This is a genomic window from Actinocorallia herbida (assembly GCF_003751225.1).
In the GTDB taxonomy this organism is placed as follows: Bacteria; Actinomycetota; Actinomycetes; order Streptosporangiales; family Streptosporangiaceae; genus Actinocorallia; species Actinocorallia herbida.
In genome coordinates this window covers 75,228-90,321 of the sequence record NZ_RJKE01000001.1, presented here as the reverse complement: position 1 = coordinate 90,321, position 15,094 = coordinate 75,228, and the positions used below count along the sequence as shown (strand labels likewise).

Annotated in this window: 23 protein-coding genes; all 23 read left to right on the top strand. The window is 70.3% G+C overall.

Annotation, left to right across the window (positions count from 1 at the left end):
- Positions 1-6: 6 nt before the first annotated feature.
- Entirely contained in the window at positions 7-915 is a 909-nt protein-coding gene (locus EDD29_RS00600) for a DUF2303 family protein (protein WP_123661647.1), read from the top strand.
- Positions 916-984: 69 nt separating this feature from the next.
- On the top strand, positions 985-1,227 hold the full coding sequence (locus EDD29_RS00595) for a hypothetical protein (RefSeq protein WP_123661646.1): 243 nt from the start codon (positions 985-987) through the stop codon (positions 1,225-1,227).
- A complete protein-coding gene (locus EDD29_RS00590) occupies positions 1,220-1,453 on the top strand; it encodes a hypothetical protein (protein ID WP_123661645.1) in 234 nt (77 codons plus the stop codon). Before EDD29_RS00595 ends, EDD29_RS00590 begins: the two co-directional genes overlap by 8 nt.
- 19 nt (positions 1,454-1,472) lie before the next feature.
- Complete coding sequence (locus EDD29_RS00585; protein WP_123661644.1) at positions 1,473-4,400, top strand: YfjI family protein; 2,928 nt, start codon at positions 1,473-1,475, stop codon at positions 4,398-4,400.
- A 596-nt stretch (positions 4,401-4,996) separates the two neighbouring features.
- Entirely contained in the window at positions 4,997-5,317 is a 321-nt protein-coding gene (locus EDD29_RS00580; protein WP_123661643.1) for a hypothetical protein, read from the top strand.
- Complete coding sequence (locus EDD29_RS00575; RefSeq protein WP_123661642.1) at positions 5,314-5,655, top strand: hypothetical protein; 342 nt, start codon at positions 5,314-5,316, stop codon at positions 5,653-5,655. The genes EDD29_RS00580 and EDD29_RS00575 overlap by 4 nt, the downstream gene beginning before the upstream one ends.
- Positions 5,652-6,290 carry a hypothetical protein gene (locus EDD29_RS00570; protein WP_123661641.1) on the top strand — a complete coding sequence of 213 codons (639 nt, stop codon included), beginning with the start codon at positions 5,652-5,654 and terminating at the stop codon, positions 6,288-6,290. The genes EDD29_RS00575 and EDD29_RS00570 overlap by 4 nt, the downstream gene beginning before the upstream one ends.
- Complete coding sequence (locus EDD29_RS00565; protein ID WP_123661640.1) at positions 6,287-6,634, top strand: hypothetical protein; 348 nt, start codon at positions 6,287-6,289, stop codon at positions 6,632-6,634. The genes EDD29_RS00570 and EDD29_RS00565 overlap by 4 nt, the downstream gene beginning before the upstream one ends.
- The gene (locus EDD29_RS00560; protein ID WP_123661639.1) at positions 6,627-7,145 is read left to right on the top strand and encodes a hypothetical protein; all 519 of its coding nucleotides are present in this window, start codon (positions 6,627-6,629) and stop codon (positions 7,143-7,145) included. The genes EDD29_RS00565 and EDD29_RS00560 overlap by 8 nt, the downstream gene beginning before the upstream one ends.
- Positions 7,146-7,176: 31 nt before the next feature.
- A complete protein-coding gene (locus EDD29_RS46135) occupies positions 7,177-7,833 on the top strand; it encodes a hypothetical protein (RefSeq protein ID WP_211359513.1) in 657 nt (218 codons plus the stop codon).
- Positions 7,830-8,078, top strand: a complete 249-nt coding sequence (locus EDD29_RS00550) for a hypothetical protein (protein WP_123661638.1) — start codon at positions 7,830-7,832, stop codon at positions 8,076-8,078. The genes EDD29_RS46135 and EDD29_RS00550 overlap by 4 nt, the downstream gene beginning before the upstream one ends.
- A 265-nt stretch (positions 8,079-8,343) precedes the next feature.
- A complete protein-coding gene (locus EDD29_RS00545; RefSeq protein ID WP_123661637.1) occupies positions 8,344-8,676 on the top strand; it encodes a hypothetical protein in 333 nt (110 codons plus the stop codon).
- Positions 8,677-8,708: 32 nt separating this feature from the next.
- Positions 8,709-9,005, top strand: a complete 297-nt coding sequence (locus EDD29_RS00540; protein ID WP_123661636.1) for a hypothetical protein — start codon at positions 8,709-8,711, stop codon at positions 9,003-9,005.
- Entirely contained in the window at positions 9,002-9,289 is a 288-nt protein-coding gene (locus EDD29_RS00535; RefSeq protein WP_170201236.1) for a helix-turn-helix domain-containing protein, read from the top strand. The genes EDD29_RS00540 and EDD29_RS00535 overlap by 4 nt, the downstream gene beginning before the upstream one ends.
- The gene (locus EDD29_RS00530) at positions 9,286-11,583 is read left to right on the top strand and encodes a hypothetical protein (protein WP_123661634.1); all 2,298 of its coding nucleotides are present in this window, start codon (positions 9,286-9,288) and stop codon (positions 11,581-11,583) included. The genes EDD29_RS00535 and EDD29_RS00530 overlap by 4 nt, the downstream gene beginning before the upstream one ends.
- Positions 11,580-11,921: a hypothetical protein gene (locus EDD29_RS00525; protein ID WP_123661633.1), complete on the top strand. Its 342-nt coding sequence runs from the start codon at positions 11,580-11,582 to the stop codon at positions 11,919-11,921. The genes EDD29_RS00530 and EDD29_RS00525 overlap by 4 nt, the downstream gene beginning before the upstream one ends.
- A complete protein-coding gene (locus tag EDD29_RS00520; protein WP_123661632.1) occupies positions 11,918-12,124 on the top strand; it encodes a hypothetical protein in 207 nt (68 codons plus the stop codon). Before EDD29_RS00525 ends, EDD29_RS00520 begins: the two co-directional genes overlap by 4 nt.
- Complete coding sequence (locus EDD29_RS45195) at positions 12,121-12,294, top strand: hypothetical protein (RefSeq protein ID WP_170201235.1); 174 nt, start codon at positions 12,121-12,123, stop codon at positions 12,292-12,294. Before EDD29_RS00520 ends, EDD29_RS45195 begins: the two co-directional genes overlap by 4 nt.
- An 11-nt stretch (positions 12,295-12,305) precedes the next feature.
- Positions 12,306-12,515: a hypothetical protein gene (locus EDD29_RS00515; protein WP_123661631.1), complete on the top strand. Its 210-nt coding sequence runs from the start codon at positions 12,306-12,308 to the stop codon at positions 12,513-12,515.
- Positions 12,512-12,805 carry a hypothetical protein gene (locus EDD29_RS00510; RefSeq protein WP_123661630.1) on the top strand — a complete coding sequence of 98 codons (294 nt, stop codon included), beginning with the start codon at positions 12,512-12,514 and terminating at the stop codon, positions 12,803-12,805. The genes EDD29_RS00515 and EDD29_RS00510 overlap by 4 nt, the downstream gene beginning before the upstream one ends.
- A 14-nt stretch (positions 12,806-12,819) precedes the next feature.
- The gene (gene ssb / locus EDD29_RS00505) at positions 12,820-13,305 is read left to right on the top strand and encodes a single-stranded DNA-binding protein (protein WP_123661629.1); all 486 of its coding nucleotides are present in this window, start codon (positions 12,820-12,822) and stop codon (positions 13,303-13,305) included.
- A 373-nt stretch (positions 13,306-13,678) separates the two neighbouring features.
- Entirely contained in the window at positions 13,679-14,032 is a 354-nt protein-coding gene (locus tag EDD29_RS00500) for a hypothetical protein (RefSeq protein ID WP_123661628.1), read from the top strand.
- A complete protein-coding gene (locus EDD29_RS00495) occupies positions 14,029-15,054 on the top strand; it encodes a hypothetical protein (protein WP_123661627.1) in 1,026 nt (341 codons plus the stop codon). The genes EDD29_RS00500 and EDD29_RS00495 overlap by 4 nt, the downstream gene beginning before the upstream one ends.
- Positions 15,055-15,094 lie beyond the last annotated feature (40 nt).

Below are 15,094 nucleotides of genomic sequence, written 5' to 3'. Positions count from 1 at the left end.
ACACCGATGAGCTACCCCGACTACGACCGGCGTCCCGACGCCAACGGCACCAAGGTCATCGTCGACACCGCCACCCGCGCCGCCGGCATCGTCGCCCTCGAAACCGGCAAGTACCACGCCTGGGCCTCCACCGACGGCACCATCAAGACCCTCGACCTCACCGGCGACCAGTTCCGCGAGTTCCCCGCCGCCAAGACCGGCAGCACCACCGTCCTCGACCTGCCGTCCTTCGTCCATTACTGGCAGCGGCACCACGACGACGACTCCGAGCTGTTCCTCAACACCGACAAGCTCACGATCACTGCCGTCCTCGACGCCCACATGGGCTACGAGCCCGTCAACGAGGGCGCCCGCTGGGGCAGGCACCGGCTCACCCTGAAGGCCATGCACACGCCCGAGTTCCTCGGGTGGATCGGGCTGAACCGGCAGGGCATGGGGCAGCGGACGTTCGCCGAGCACATCGAGGACCACCTCAAGACGATCCTCGAGCCCGACGCCGCGACGATGCTCGAGATCGCCGAGACGTTCCAGGCCTCGACGAAGGTGAAGTTCTCCTCCCGGACCCGCCTGTCCAACGGCGACCGGCGCCTGGAGTGGGAGGAGACCACCGACGCCCGCGCCGGCGAAGGCGGGAAGCTGACCGTCCCGTCGACCTTCACCCTCGGCCTGAAGCCGTTCGAGTGGTCGGAGCCGTACAAGGTCACCGCGCGGCTGCGCTACCTGATCACCGGCGGCGAGCTGCGGATCACCTACCTGCTCGACGACCCGGCGCGGATCGTCGAGGCCGCGATGCGGAAGCTCGCCGCCGACCTGCAGGAGGCCATCAACCCCGGCTGGACGCAGCCCAGCGAGGAGCACCCGGACGGCTCGGGCGACCTGAAGTTCCGGGTCATGCACGGCGCCTTCTCCTCCTGACGTTCTGCGGCGGTGCGGGCACCACGCCCCACCCGCACCGCCCCTCCTCCGCTCCCTCGAAGGACGTTGATGCCCGACCTCGACGACCGCGCACACCACTGCGCCAGGCCGAACTGTCCGCGCACCACCTGGATCGCCGACCTCGTCCACACCATCCGGGAAACCACCCCGGACCTCACGGACGAACGCCGCGCCCAGATCGTGCACGACCTCGCCATGACGTACGTGCCGACCGACGAGACCACCGCGCAACTCCTGCTCCGCGCTGCCGCCGACCTCGCGAACTCCCGCGAGGAGCCCGGCAGTGACTGATAAGGCCCGAGCCCTGTCCTGCAAGTACTGCTCCCGCGGAGCCGTCGTCATCCTGTCGGCCCACAACCCCCAAGGCCCCATCGTCCGCTCCGCATGCGGCGCCTGCCCCACCCACGAAACCCAAGCCCGCCGATGGGTCGCACAGACATGGCCCGCCCGCGCCGGGCCGATCGCCGAAGAGCGCCTCACCACCGCCGAGGACGACGACGACCTCACGCTCTTCTAACCAGCACGTAGGGACCAGGGTGACCAACCGCGCAGATCTCGACGCCGCACGCGAGTGGCTCGCCACCGTGTACGGCGACACACCTGGTCTGATCAACATCGTCTGCACCGGCAACTGGGCCGGAGCTTTCTACCCCACCGACGAGGCCGGGCTGTCCGGCGCCGTCGACTACATCCGCCGCCTGGACGACGCCGGGAAAGCCGGCATCTACGCCCGCGTCACGACCGTGAAGGAGCAGCCGCCGGAGGGCCGCCGCGGCTCAGCGGACCTTTCGCTGAGCTTTCCCGGGTTCTGGGCGGACATCGACATCGCTGGGCCCGGTCATAAGACGGACAAGCCGCTGCCGCCCGACACGGCAGCGGCCTTCAAGATCGTGGAGACGTCCGGTCTGCCGGAGCCCACCTTGTGGGTGCATTCCGGCGGAGGCGTCTACCCGTGGTGGATGCTCCGTCAGCCGCTGATCATCGACGACACCAACCGGGACTCCCTCGCCGCTCTGTCGGCGCGCTGGCAGAAGATCCTCGGCGCTGCCTCGGAGCGGCTCGGCTACCACTACGGCACCGGCGTCGGCGACCTCACGCGCGTCCTTCGGATCCCGGGCACGGTGAACCGGAAGGAAGGCCTCGCCCGGCCCTGCCAGATCCATTCGACCAGCGGCGAGACGTACGAGTTGCGGACGCTCGCCGACCTGGTCACGGGGATCGAGCTGCCCGCCGCCCCGACACTGCCCTCGGTTGCGGTTGCTCCTCCGCCCCGCCGCCCGATCAGGTCAGGGTTCGGCAGCGTTGGCCCGTTCGACGCCCTCGCCGAAGCCGCCTCCTGGCGCGACTTCTTCGAGCCCCTCGGCTGGGCATTCGCCGGAACCGAACGCGACGGCGCAGAGCTATGGCGCCGCCCGGGCGGCACCTCCGCCTACTCCGTCCGCTGCGGATACAACGGCGTCCCCGTCGCCGTCGTCCACTCCGAAGAGACCGGGCTCCCCTCGGGCGCCGGCCACAAGCTGACCATGGGCCGCCTCCTCGCCCACCTCCACTACGCAGGAGATGAGCACGCCGCGGCGGCGGACCTGCGTGCCGCGGCCGCCGGGTCTCCGACGGCGGGTGCGGCGCGGCGGCTGCGCGCGACGGTCCTGGACCATGTGCGGCGCCGGTGCGACATCCCGGCCTGGACGCAGGCGCGCGGGCTGCCCGTCCCGGACGAGCCTCTGCCGCCCCCGCCGCCCGGCCCGGACGGGTGGGAGCCGCCCCCCGTTGACGAGCCGCCCTCGTTCGTTGACGAGGACACCCCGGAGCCGGGAGGTGATGACCCCTTCGCTATCGGCGAAGGGGCTACCGGTCCGGACGTCCGGCAGCTCCTGGCCGGTACTGACGAAGCCGTGCTCCTCGCGGGCCGGTTTCCCGACCGAGAAACACTCGCCGGACTCCGCTGGACCGCGCCCGGATCCGAAGCCCGTGACCGGCCGCTGCCCGTCTTCCCCGTCGACGCGCTGCCCGGCAGGGTCGGCGAGTTCGCCACGGCCGTCGCGACCTACACGCAGGTCCCCGTCGACCTCGTGGCGTTCGCGATCCTCGGCGCGCTCGCCCTGGTCGTCGGAGGCCACGCCACCATCAACGGCCAGTGGCGCGAGAACGCCCTCAACCTCTACCTCGTCAGCATCCTCGACTCCGGTGAAGGCAAGTCCCCGGCGTTCGACGCCGTCACCCCGCCCGTCCGCGACCTCGAGCGGCGCCTGCGCGCGGAGTGGAAGGCCGCCTATGAGGACAAGGCCGAGGCCTACGACATCGCGCTGAAGACCCGGGACCAGCTCGTCACGAAGCTGTCCCAGGCCGCTGACAAGCGCAAGCGCCAGGACCTGCGCGCCGACCTCGACGCGCTGAACAACGAGATCAAGGAGCTGAAGCCTCCGCCCAAGCCGCAGCTGTTCGTCGGCGACATCTTGCCCGAGGCGCTCGCCCGGTTGATGCACCGCGTCGGTGGCCACGCCGGCGTCATGTCCGCCGAGGGCAACTTCCTCGGCAACATCAGCGGCCGGTACAACAACGGCCGGCCGAACCTCGAGCTGGTCCTCGTCTCCTACGACACGTCGGAGCCGTACCGGGTGGAGAGGATCGGACGGGACCCGTTCGAGATCGACCGGCCCTCCCTGAGCATCAGCCTCGCGGTCCAGCCCGTCGTCATCGCAGACCTCACCAGCAGCCCGGCGGTCACCGACCGCGGCTTCCTCAACCGGTTCCTCCTCACCCAGCCCCAGAGCCTCGCCGGACGACGCGACCCCAAGCCCCCGCGCATCCCCGCCGAGCTCATCGCCGAGTGGCACCGCGTCCTGACGCGCGCTTATTACGCCGTCCTGCCGGGCGGTGAGAAGTTCGACCCTGAGACCGGCGAACCACGGCCGCCCGCCGCCATGCAGGTCACCCCGACCGCCGAGGACGAGCACCTCGCATGGCGGTCCGCCCTCGAGTGGCGCCTCGACCCCGACGATGGCGACCTCGCCCCCATCAAGGGGTGGGCGCGCAAGCTCACCGGCACTGCCTACCGACTGTCCGGAATCCTTCACCTCGCGGCCGGGCTGCCGACCGGCCAGCCGGTCGACTCGGGCACGATGCGGGACGCGCTGACGATCGCGGACTACTGCATCCCGCACGCCCAGGTCGTGCTCACCGACCCGGCGGTCGCGGGTGGGGTGCAGCTGAACGAGCCCGCGCAGCATGTCCTCGGCTGGATCCGCCGCAAGCGCCCGGAGACGGTGACGGTGGAGGCCGTTCGGGTGGGGCTGCGCGGCCGGCGGTGGGTGAAGGAGCTCGGGGCCGATGGGGTCCGGGCGACGCTCGTGTACCTGGCGAAGCGGGGGTGGCTGGCGTCGGTGGTCCGTTCGGATGCGGCGGGCCGGCGGCTGGGTGACGGGGCGTTCGTGCCGCATCCGGATCTGTTGCAGGGGGCGCTGTGATCGAGCTGCTTGCGGGGGACATCCGGTACATCCGGTATGTGCCCGGTATCGATGTACCGGATGTCTTTGGGCCTGTGACCTGCGGGAACACCGACGTTCGGTACATCCGGTACATCCGGTATGCGGTACACCCCCAGATCTGGGTGGGGCAGGGTCAGCGGACCCCTCGTTGTGCACGCTGTGTGATGTACCGGATGAGGGCCAGGGGATACCGGATGTCTCTCAGAAATACCGGATGTCTCGGTGGTCATGTTTCGTCCGGTATGCCCCTATATATAGTAGTAAACAAGATCATTATTACTACTACTATAGATATAACTACTCTAAGTAGAAGTTTTGAGGCCCCTGGGGCCCCATCCCCAGATCTGAGCCCTACCCGGTACCGGATGTACCGGATGTACCGGACGACCCCCGAAACTCACACAGCGTCACGAACGCGCGGGCGTCGACCCCACCACACCCACACCACCCGGAAGGGCCGCTCCGCCATGCCCACAAACGACCCATGGGCACCCCTCCCGGCCGCCGCCCGCCCCGCCCACACCGAGATCCACATCTGCCACACCGACCCCCCAGAAGCCCTCTCAGCCCCTCCCGTGACCCTCCCTGAGGAACAGCCCCTCCCCGCCTGGAAAGAAGCCCCCGCCCCCTTCTGCAGCCCCCGCAGCCTCCACTGCACCAACCCCGAATGCCCCTGCCCCTCCCTCTGCCTCCACACCGCCGAACGCCACACCACCAACGTCTGCATCACCACCCTCCGCACCACCGCCCACCTACGCACCAGCCCCACCGGAACGACCCTCTACGTCGTCCGCTGCCCCCACTGCCGCGCCCACCACACCCACACCACCCACCCGAACGCACACCCCTACCGCCGCGCCATCTGCGGCGGCACCTACGTCCTGGACCCCGCATGAGCCTCACCCGCACCCTCCGCCGACTCCTCCGCCTGACCCGAGGCCACGCACCCGCACCCGACGCCGTCACCGACCCGACGCCCGTCCCCCAGCCCGAACCGATCGAGCAGGCACCACCGCCTCCCCCGGCCCCGGCCCCGGCCCCGGCCCCGGCCATCGAGTGCACCACCAAGCCGCGCATCCGCCCCGCCATCGCCGCCCGCCTCGCCGACCCGAACTTCCGCCGCCCCCGCGCCGACGAGATCGGCCCGCCCAGCAACGAAGAGGACAGCATCACCCCCTGGGAGTACGGCTGGCTCAACCTCCGCGCTGATGAGCGGAACTGGAGCAGCCGGTGAAAGACACCTGCGACCGCTGCGACCAGCCCCACCCGCGCTGCAACGCCCACGCCGAAGGGGGCACCCGCCCCTGCATGCGCTGGCCCCGCAAGGGCTCCGCCGTCTGCCCCCGCCACGGAGGCAAAGCCCCCCAGACCGTCGCCGCCGCCACCAAGCGCCGCGAAGCCGCCGAGCTCGAGGAAGCCGTCACCACTTACGGCCTGCCCCGCAAGGTCGGCGCGGCCGAGGCACTCCTCGAGGAGCTGTACCGCACGGCCGGCGTCGTCTCGTACCTGGAGGCCGAGATCCGGGAGCTCGGCGGCGAGGGACTCATCTGGGGAAAGGTCGAGGAGACCGACGCTCCTCTGACCGAGTACGGCGGCGGCACCCAGACCAAGTACGCCGCGGTCCCGCATGTCCTCGTGCAGCTCTACCAGCGCGAGCGCGCCCACTACGCGAAGGTCGCCAAGGACTGCCTCACCGCAGGCGTCGACAAGTCCATCATCGACGTCTACGAGCAGGTCGGCGCCTCCTACGTCGCCATGTTCGCCCGCGTCCTGGACCAGCTCGGCCTCACACCCGAGCAGCGGTCCAAGGTCCGGCCGGTCCTCCTCGCAGAACTGCAGGCCATCCGCGCAGGGGCGGAGGCCCAGTGACCGACCAGCTCCGCCTCGGCAAGACCGTCCTGCAGCTCCTCGACGGGCAGCCGTTCCCCTACACCCCGGGCCGGTTCGGATTCGGGTTCACGATCCTGCGCCCGGAGCCCGCGCTCCGCTGGATCATCGTCCGCCCCTCCCGCGCCTGCGACGGCACCGGCTCCGTCCTCGCCTCGATGCGCGCCCAGGTCCTCGACGAGATCGAGCAGCGGCTCGCAGCCGCCGGCTACGCGTGCGCGCCCTGGCCGCCGCGGGCGCCGATCCTCCTGGCCGTCGCCGAAGACAGCGACGACGCGGCCGACGCCCTCACCTACCTCAACGAACGGAACCGAACCCATGGGTAGCAGCCCGATCGCGATCCTCGCCTACGGATACGACCTCGGCCTGTCCGCGCGGCAGATCAAGGAAGCCGACAGGTGGGGCAACCTCACGGTGCCCTGGGTGGAGACCGCCCCGGCGCTGGACGAAGACGACGAGTGTCTGAGCTTCGTCGATCAGTGCAAGCGTCGCCTGCTTCATCCGCCGGCCGGGCTCACTCTGGTCGAGGCTGCGCAGTGGTCGGAGACGTTCACCGAGAACATCGGCTGGTTCGGTGTCGACGAGGCCTCTGTCACCGCCTCCGGCGTTGAGTTCGTGGCGTGGGGAGACGACACCGAGCCGTCCTTCGCGCTGGTCGCCCACTGCGAGCGGAACGACTGGGAGACGTCGAAGGCGCTCGATCTCGCTGCCCTGGAGCGGCGCCGCGCGGATCCGAAGCTCGGCTGGGACGCCCTCCTTGACCAGGCGCTCAAGCGACTCCAGATAACGCCTCTCCAAACCTCGCCGTCGTGGCTCCTGCTCGCCCAGTACTCCTGACCCCCCTCCTTTCTTGGACCAGGTGAATCCGATGACCAAGCTGTCTCCGAACCCTCCCAGCCCCTACGCCACCGCCAACCCCGAGTTCCGGCACCTCATCCCGTCCTTCCTCGGTGTCTCGGCCGTGCCCGGGATGCTGGCGTTCACGACGTGTGACCGGATGGCCGTCGTCCCCGACAGCGAGCCCGGCGACGCGACGGACATCCTCATCGCGGGCCAGCTCGCCGACCTTCCCGAAGGGCTCTGCCCGGACTGCATCGCCGTCGCCACCGGCCAGGCCGTCACCGGCACGACCCGCATGACGGGTGAGTGCAGCGAGTGCCGCGGCGGCCCGCAGGGTGTCCTGTGCTCGCTGTGCCGCCAGAGCCTGCACTCCGAATGGCAGCGGCAGACCCGCATCCACGCCCAGATCCGCGCCGAGCGGGACCTGCAGGACGCCAAGTTCGGGGAGCAGAACCACCGCGACGGCACGGGCCTGCCGATCTACCGGCACGCCGCCAACCGGTACCGCGACCAGGCCAAGCGGAACGCCGAAGACGGGGCGCTGGCCTGGCGGGATGTGCTGCTGGAGGAGGTTTACGAGGCGCTCGCGGAGAAGGAACCCGAAGCCCTCCGCGCCGAACTCGTCCAGGTCGCCGCGGTCGCCACCGCGTGGGTCGAGGCGATTGACCGGCGGAGTGAGCTGTGAGCCCCGAGGGCAAGCCGCCGCCGTTTGCCCGGCATGCCGCGCGGCGGCGCCGCTCCAGGGTCGGGCTGATCGGCTCCGCCATGTTCTGGGGCAGTGGCTTCTCCGCGATGGTCGCGACCGGCCGCGAGGTGTGGGCTGCCGGGCAGAGCGGCGAGGCGCTGCTGTGGTGGACGTACGCGGCGGCCTCGCTGCTCATGGCCCTGTCCCGGCTGGTCTTCCTCTACGAGGAGATGAGAGCCCGGTGACCCTCGCCCCCGATGCCCGCGAAGACCTCTGGGAGAGCGGCAACACCATCACCATCCCCGCCGCGGGTCGGTACGAGATCCGCGCGACGTGGCGGCCGAGCCCCGCTTCGGGCGAGACGTTCGTGGGGTTCATGCGGCGCACCCGCCCACGAGCCATGCAGCGCGCAGCCCGTCGACGGCGCCTCGCCATCCTCCGCGCGGCCTCCCCTCCCCCTGCGCCGCACACCTCCGATTACCACCGCAAGACCCGACGAAGGAACCGCCGATGAGCACTGACACCCCGTCTCCCGCCCGGCCCACGCTGGACGACAGCAAGGTCTCCGATATCGCCGACCAGCTCGCCGCGGTGTTCCTCGCGAACAGGTGGATCTGGATGAGCGACATCACCGGCAGCAGCCAGCCGCTCCTGTACGTGCCGGACGTCGTCGACATTGGCCGCTCGATCCGTGAGTCGGTCGCAGCGCTGACCGAGCCCGGATGCAACGTCTCCTCCGGCCGTATCTCCGTCACCTGGGAGTACGACGAGGCCCGTCCGGAGGACCAGCAGTTCCGGGTCTCCCTCGACCTCGGCTCGATCACCCTCTCGGAGCTGAATTGAGCCACGAGACCCCCGCGGTTAAGCCTGGCCAGGTGTGGGCCGACAACGACCCCCGCAGCGTTGGCCGGACCTTGCGGATCGAGCGGGTCGAAGGCGAGCGGGCCGTGTGCTCGATCCTCACCAACGCCGATGGCTCCCCAAGCGACCGGCGCGGCACCACCACCCGCATCGGGCTGCGCCGGTTCGTGCCGACATCGACGGGCTACCGCTTCCTCCACGAGCCGCCGCCCATCCATGAGAAGGCCTGCCCTGACGCCGAAGACCACTCCGAGCACGAGTGGGACGACGCCTTCGGCGACACCTTCTACTGCCCGGGAGAGTGGCTGTGAGCGAGGTCCTCGCCTCCATCGGCGCCGCCATCCGCACCCACCGCAAGAACCGGAAGCTCACGCAGGACGGGCTGGCGGCCGCTGCCGGCCTGTCCCGCCAGTCCGTGTCGAACATCGAGGTCGGCCGCCAGGACCTCTCCCTCACCACGTTCCTCGCGATCGCCGACGCCCTCGACCTCGCGCCGTCACTTCTCCTCCCGCACCGCATCACCGCGGTCGTCTCCTCCGCCGAGCTGGACGAACGAGTCCACCGCGCCATCGACGTCCTGACCGGAGCCCCGTGAACGCCATCTACGACAAGCACACCAGCGGCTGGCTCGCCTACGAAGCCCAGGGCCGCATCCTCCGCCTCGCCACCGGGCTGATCGTCGTCCCCTTCAAGTGGCACGGCGGCTCCTGGGACTGCGTCGTGGCCGAAGGCAACCAGACCTACCCGCGCGGCGGCTACAACATCGTCGTCCCCGACCAGCAGCTCCTGGCCGCCGAGGAACTCCTGCCCACCTCCGCTGAGCCCGAGCAGCAGCCCGCTGCCTGGCCGGACCTCGAGCGCCTGAACGACCGGATCGTCCAGGTACTCGCGCAGGGCTTCAAGCCCGGCAAGGACGACGTCGACCCGGCCGACGCCCACATGTACGTCTACCGGGCGGACCACTTCCCCGGCGCTGGGATGCACTGCCCGCCTACCCCGCGCGAGGCCGGCGCCGTCGTCATGGCCGAGCTCGGGCCGGTCTGGGAGGGTCTCACGAACCGCGCGGAGGCCGCCGAGCAGCGGGCCGCCAGCTACGAAGACGCCCTCAACTGGGGCACTTCCTGCCTCGGTTGCGCGAAGGGCGCCAACAAGCACTACGCCGAGTACGTCCGTGCGGATAAGGCCGAGGCCGCCCTGAAGCAGGTGCGCCCGGGGATAGAACGGCTCCTCGCGGCGAAGGCCGAGCTCATCGACAACTACGCGGGCATCCCTCTGGCCAAGCGAGCAGAGCTGTGGGAGGCCGTGCACGCCAGCGCGGAAAGCCTCCTCGCCGTCCTCGACTCTCCTGCCGAGCCCGAGGATCGGGCGCAGGAACGCCAGTGTGCTGTGGACGCCGAATCCGAAGTCGCGCGGCTGCGCGCCGGTATTGCGAAGCACCGCCGTTTCCTCGACGAGGACTACCGCCAGTGGTGCAGCCCAGACGGCGTCGCCGCGCACTACGCGCAGCGGCTGATCGAGCACCTCGACGAGGTCATCAGCGCCGCAGCCGTGTGCGGGGTGACGGACTCTGGCATGTTCGGCAAGGTCCTCGGTCCCTGCGTCGCCACGGGGGACCACGAGTTCCACGACGACGGACGCGGCTGCACCTGGACCAACCTCGTCATCGACCACCAGGCTGAGGCCGACCCGGACGACGTCGACCAGTTCATCGCCGAGCAGATGGCCCGGCCCGCCTTCGCCGCCGCCTACCGCCGCGCCGAAGTTCACGCCGCCGTTCGCAAGCACCTCCCGACCAGCCTGCACGGCGAATGCGCCGACGCGATCACGGACGACGTGACGGCGTTGCAGGGCCCCGCAACGCACCCTGACCTCGACTCCCTGCGCGCTCGCATCGCCGAGAACGAGCCCGCGGAGTGCCCGGAGGACGACCCGGTCCTCATCGACCTGTGCCGCAAGATCACCGAGCGGCTCTGCTGGACCGTCACCTACGCCTCCCGCGTCGGCGACATCACCCACTCCGTGCTGCCCTGGCTGACCAACGAGCGTGCCATCTCCCGCGGCCTCGAGCGGGAGCGTGACGACCTGCAGGCCCGCTACGACCGGCTCCGCACCGCGTGGGCCTCCGCCCGCATCGGCCGCGCCGCCACGCGGAAGCGGCTCCGGTACGCCGAGAGCGTGAGCCGGACCCTCGGCGATGAGAAGCGGGCCTACCGGGCGCGTGCCACCGCGCTGACCGAGCAGGTCGAGGCCGAGCGGATCGAACGGGAACGGCTCCGTGTCTCCCATCAGAAGGCATGGGACCTCGCGAAGCGGTGGATCGAGAGGAAGCCGGGCGAGCTGCCGGAACCCATCGCGACTGCTCTGGCCGAGGCTGGCGCCGAACTCCTCGCTGCGCTCACCCTCCCGGACGGCCGCCCTGGCTGTTCCGACCCGATCGAGTGCGGCCACGAGGCAGCGCTTGGCCAAGCTGAGGAGGAGCTGGAGCGGCTGCGGGCGGACGTCCGCAACGCCCGCGCTGCAGCCAGTACGTCCGATGCCGCCTGCAACGCCGCGAAGGCCGAGAGGGCGGCGCTCGCCACAAACCTGCTCGCTGTCAAGGCCACAGCCACCAAATGGATGGTGACGCCTGGCCGCGAGGCCATCGCTGGTGAGCTGCTCGGCATCGCCGAGATCGTCGACGGCGTCCTGGCCAGAAGCACGGACCCCGCCGGGGCACCGCTCATCCGGGCGGAGACAGAGAACGCGGCTCTGCACGTAGCGATCGCACGGCTCCGGCACATAGTGAAACGCCCCCGCAGCAGCGTCGGCCGCAGCGTCCTCGACTACGTCCGCGCCGACGACCTGCGCGGAATCCTCGCCGACCTCGACCAGGCGGAGGCGAAGTCATGAGCAGCCGCCAACACCTCGCCACCGAGTGGTACAGCGCTGCGGAACACCGCAGCTACCTGCGCTGCAAGTGCGGCATGTGGCGGTCCGACATCACCCAGACCATGCAGGAGCAGCGGATCGCGCACCGGGCTCACCGGGTCGCCATGGGCGAGACCGTCAAGCCCCTCACACCGAAGCCAAGCGAACGCCTGGCCGCCGCCGAAGCTGCCGTCGAACGCGTGCGCGCCCTTGTCGAGTCCTACCCTCCCGGTTCTGAATTCGCCCGGTCCGGCCTGCAGGACCTCTTCCGCATCACCCTCGACCCGCCGTCCGCTTCGACCACGCAGGACACCGCATGATCACCGCCGTCATCGTCGTCGGCACCCTCATCGCCACCGGCCTGCTCTTCATCGGCAAAGCAATCGCCCGCCTTCGTGACCCGTGCGTCTGCGGTCACCAGGACAAAGCCAAGGCCGAGGCCGAACGGCGCCGCGCCCTCAACCTCATCTTCAAACGCCACCTCGACACCCACACGTGCACACCGAAAGCAAGCCGCCAGTGAACCGACTGATCCGGCTTCGCTGGCAGGCCTCCACCCGCTACGAGCAGTTCATCGACGCGTTCTACCGGCGCACCGACCCGCTCGGCCCGTTCCACGTCCTGCTCGCACTCATCGCCGTCGCTCTCGTGGCGGTCATCGACATCACCTTCAACCTCCGCTGGGACCGATGAAAGGACCCCTGTTGTTCGAGTTCCTCTTCCGCATCCTCCTGAGCGCGCTCGGCATGGCTGTCTCCGCCTGGACCCTGATGCTCGCAGTCGGCGCCGTGCACGCCTGGTGGCCGATGGTCCCGACGATGTCGTTCGAGACCGCCATCCCCATCGCCTTCATCGTGTCCACGGGACTCGGCATCGTCTACGGGATCAGCGCCGTCACCAAGGAACTCCGGTGAAGGTCCGCCGCGCCTTCGCCCGCCTCCGCGCCATCGCCCAGGACCTCATCCTCCTTCGGCGGGCGGCGAACGAGCTCAAGGCCCTCTGCCGCGACGGCCGCGGCCCGGTACTGCGCGTCTCCCTGCGCATCGTCCGCGACAACGAGGGCTGGGACCTGGCGCCCGGCCTGACCGGCATCTCCTACGACACCCGCCTCGACCACACCACAGGCCGCCGCCTCCGCAAGAACGCGGGCGCGCTCATGGCCACCTGCGTCCAGCACCTCGCCATGCAGAACCGCACCCCCTGAAAGGAACCCCCACCATGCCGCTGCCCACCCTGTCCGGCACCGCCCGGCTCACCCGCGACATCGACCTCCGCTTCACCACGAGCGGCGTCCCCGTCGCCACCATCGGCCTCGCGTTCAACAACCGTCGGCTGAACGAGCAGACGAAGCAGTGGGAGGACACCGACGTGTTCTTCGTCGACGCCACGATCTGGAAGGCCAAGGCCGAGGCCTGCGCCGAGCAGCTCCGCACGGGCGTCGAGGTCGTCGTCTCCGGCCGGATGAAGTCCCGCCAGTGGGAGACCAGGGAGGGCGAGAAGCGGTGGGCGCAGGAGCTGATCCTCGACTCCATCGGCCTCGCCGTCCGTCCGCCGCGCAACGAGGGCGGCGGCGCCCAGGGCGGCTACGCCCAGCGGTCGGACAACGGCCCGCGCCCGCAGAGCGGCCCCCAGGACGACCCGTGGGCGACCCCCGCCGCGGCCGGTGGCCACTCGGGTGGCTACTCGGATGAGCCTCCCTTCTAACCCGCCTGAGGTCGGGTGCCGCTGGTACGTCAACGGCCAGCCGTGCGGCCGCGCCAGCGGCACCCGCCTCTACCTCCCCGGACCCCGCTGCCCAGACCACACTCCTTCCCGGCTGCAAGGCCGGCCCGAACCAGGAGAGCCCCCTGACAACCCAGGCCCTCGACCCGACACCGGCCCCGGCCGGTGAAGGCCCCGACGGCGACGACGACCCGTTCGACCACTCCGTCTGCTGCGACTGGAACACCGCCCTGTGCGGCGCCGACGTCACCAGCGTGACCGAGGTCGTCACCACCTTCTCCGAGGTCGACAACCCCTGCCCCATGTGCCTGATGCTCATCGAAACCCAGACCCGATGCGGAGACGACTGCCCCCGATGACGAAACCGCGTAGAGACCCGAGCGGCCGCGTCGCGGTCACCCTCACCTTCGCCACCGACGACCCCGCCAGCATGCTCCAGCAGGACCTCCTGCACCGGCTGGACGGCTTCCTGCCCGGCCTGGTCGGAGTGTCCTCGTTCGCCTTCGACGAGACCATGGAGCCGGAGCCCGACGCGGCGGTGTACGAGGTCGTCGCCCCCATCCACGGCACCGACCGAGCCATGATGATGGGCCGGTTCTTCGACCCGCAGCACGCCGAGGACCACGCGCGCAAGGTCGGCGGGATCGTCATCCCGCTCCACGCGGTCGCCGACTACCGGCCCCAGCCCGGCGGCGAGGTGAGCGTGTGAGCACCCCGGAGTTCATCGACTGGCGCGGCAACCGCGTCGAGGTCGGCGACACCGTCCTTTACCCGAGCAGCGCGGGCCGGTCCTGCCAGATCACCGAAGGCACCGTGCTGGACATCTGGCAGGCCTACCGCTCGGAATACGAGTGGAAGCGGTACGTCGAGGGCGCCGTGCTGCCTACAGAGTCCGTGTCCGAAGTCGTGGTGGACGCAGACGGAAGCGTCCTGCTGAACGAGCGGGGCTACGCGATCCGGGAGGAGGTGGAGCGGTCTGTCCCGCTGGAGTGGCGGATCCGGATTCAGCCGACTCGTGATTCCCGCGCGTTCCATCGCAAGGAGCAGGGCCCTCCGTCGAAGGCTGTCACGATCCTGATCTGTGAGAACGTGACGTTCCTGCACCGCCCCGAGCCCGTCGCCGTGGTGCTGCGATCCCCGGAGGAGCAGGAAGCCTACGTCCGCCAGGCCGTGGCGGAGGGGCGGGTCTCGGCTAGTGTCGCCGAGCTCGTGCGCGCGGCCTCCCCTGCGGGCGAGCCGCTGCTCGATCCGGACTGCCGCGACGGCAAGTGCAGCTCGTGCGTCGGCGGGCCCTGCGAGCACGAATGCCATCGCGAGCCGGACACATCGGCGCGGTTCTCTCCTCAGCACCCCACGGCCGTCCACGCCGAGCGTCACGCATTCGACACCACCAGCCTGGTGATCCTGGTCGCCGCGCTGGCTGAGCGTCGGAAGGGGCGGGACTGGTCGGACATGGCGCTGTTCCTCGCCGAGGTCGACGACCTGTACGCCCCGGCCACGCCCGCCGAACGCGAGCAGCTCGACAAGAGCGTCCCGGTGGTCGTCCCCATCGCCTATGCCGGCGGCCCCCCGCCCTGCCGCAAGGTGCCGACCATCGCCCTCGACGGCCTCGCAGCAATGGCCGACCTCCTGACGCTGCCGGACCTGATCCGCCACCTCGGCTCCCACGCGTGGAACGTCGGAACCTCCAGGTGGGAGCGCGTCCGACCCACGCCTCAGGGCGATGCGTGATGGGCACGAACCCCAGCTTCCTACGCGGCCCGAACGACGA

What these genes read in the sequence shown, in the direction of transcription:
- EDD29_RS00600 (WP_123661647.1), top strand. Translation starts at nt 7, where the DNA reads ATGAGCTACCCCGACTACGACCGGCGTCCCGACGCCAACGGCACCAAG.
- EDD29_RS00595 (WP_123661646.1), top strand. Translation starts at nt 985, where the DNA reads ATGCCCGACCTCGACGACCGCGCACACCACTGCGCCAGGCCGAACTGT.
- EDD29_RS00575 (WP_123661642.1), top strand. Translation starts at nt 5,314, where the DNA reads ATGAGCCTCACCCGCACCCTCCGCCGACTCCTCCGCCTGACCCGAGGC.
- EDD29_RS00560 (WP_123661639.1), top strand. Translation starts at nt 6,627, where the DNA reads ATGGGTAGCAGCCCGATCGCGATCCTCGCCTACGGATACGACCTCGGC.
- EDD29_RS46135 (WP_211359513.1), top strand. Translation starts at nt 7,177, where the DNA reads ATGACCAAGCTGTCTCCGAACCCTCCCAGCCCCTACGCCACCGCCAAC.
- EDD29_RS00545 (WP_123661637.1), top strand. Translation starts at nt 8,344, where the DNA reads ATGAGCACTGACACCCCGTCTCCCGCCCGGCCCACGCTGGACGACAGC.
- EDD29_RS00525 (WP_123661633.1), top strand. Translation starts at nt 11,580, where the DNA reads ATGAGCAGCCGCCAACACCTCGCCACCGAGTGGTACAGCGCTGCGGAA.
- EDD29_RS00520 (WP_123661632.1), top strand. Translation starts at nt 11,918, where the DNA reads ATGATCACCGCCGTCATCGTCGTCGGCACCCTCATCGCCACCGGCCTG.
- ssb (WP_123661629.1), top strand. Translation starts at nt 12,820, where the DNA reads ATGCCGCTGCCCACCCTGTCCGGCACCGCCCGGCTCACCCGCGACATC.
- EDD29_RS00500 (WP_123661628.1), top strand. Translation starts at nt 13,679, where the DNA reads ATGACGAAACCGCGTAGAGACCCGAGCGGCCGCGTCGCGGTCACCCTC.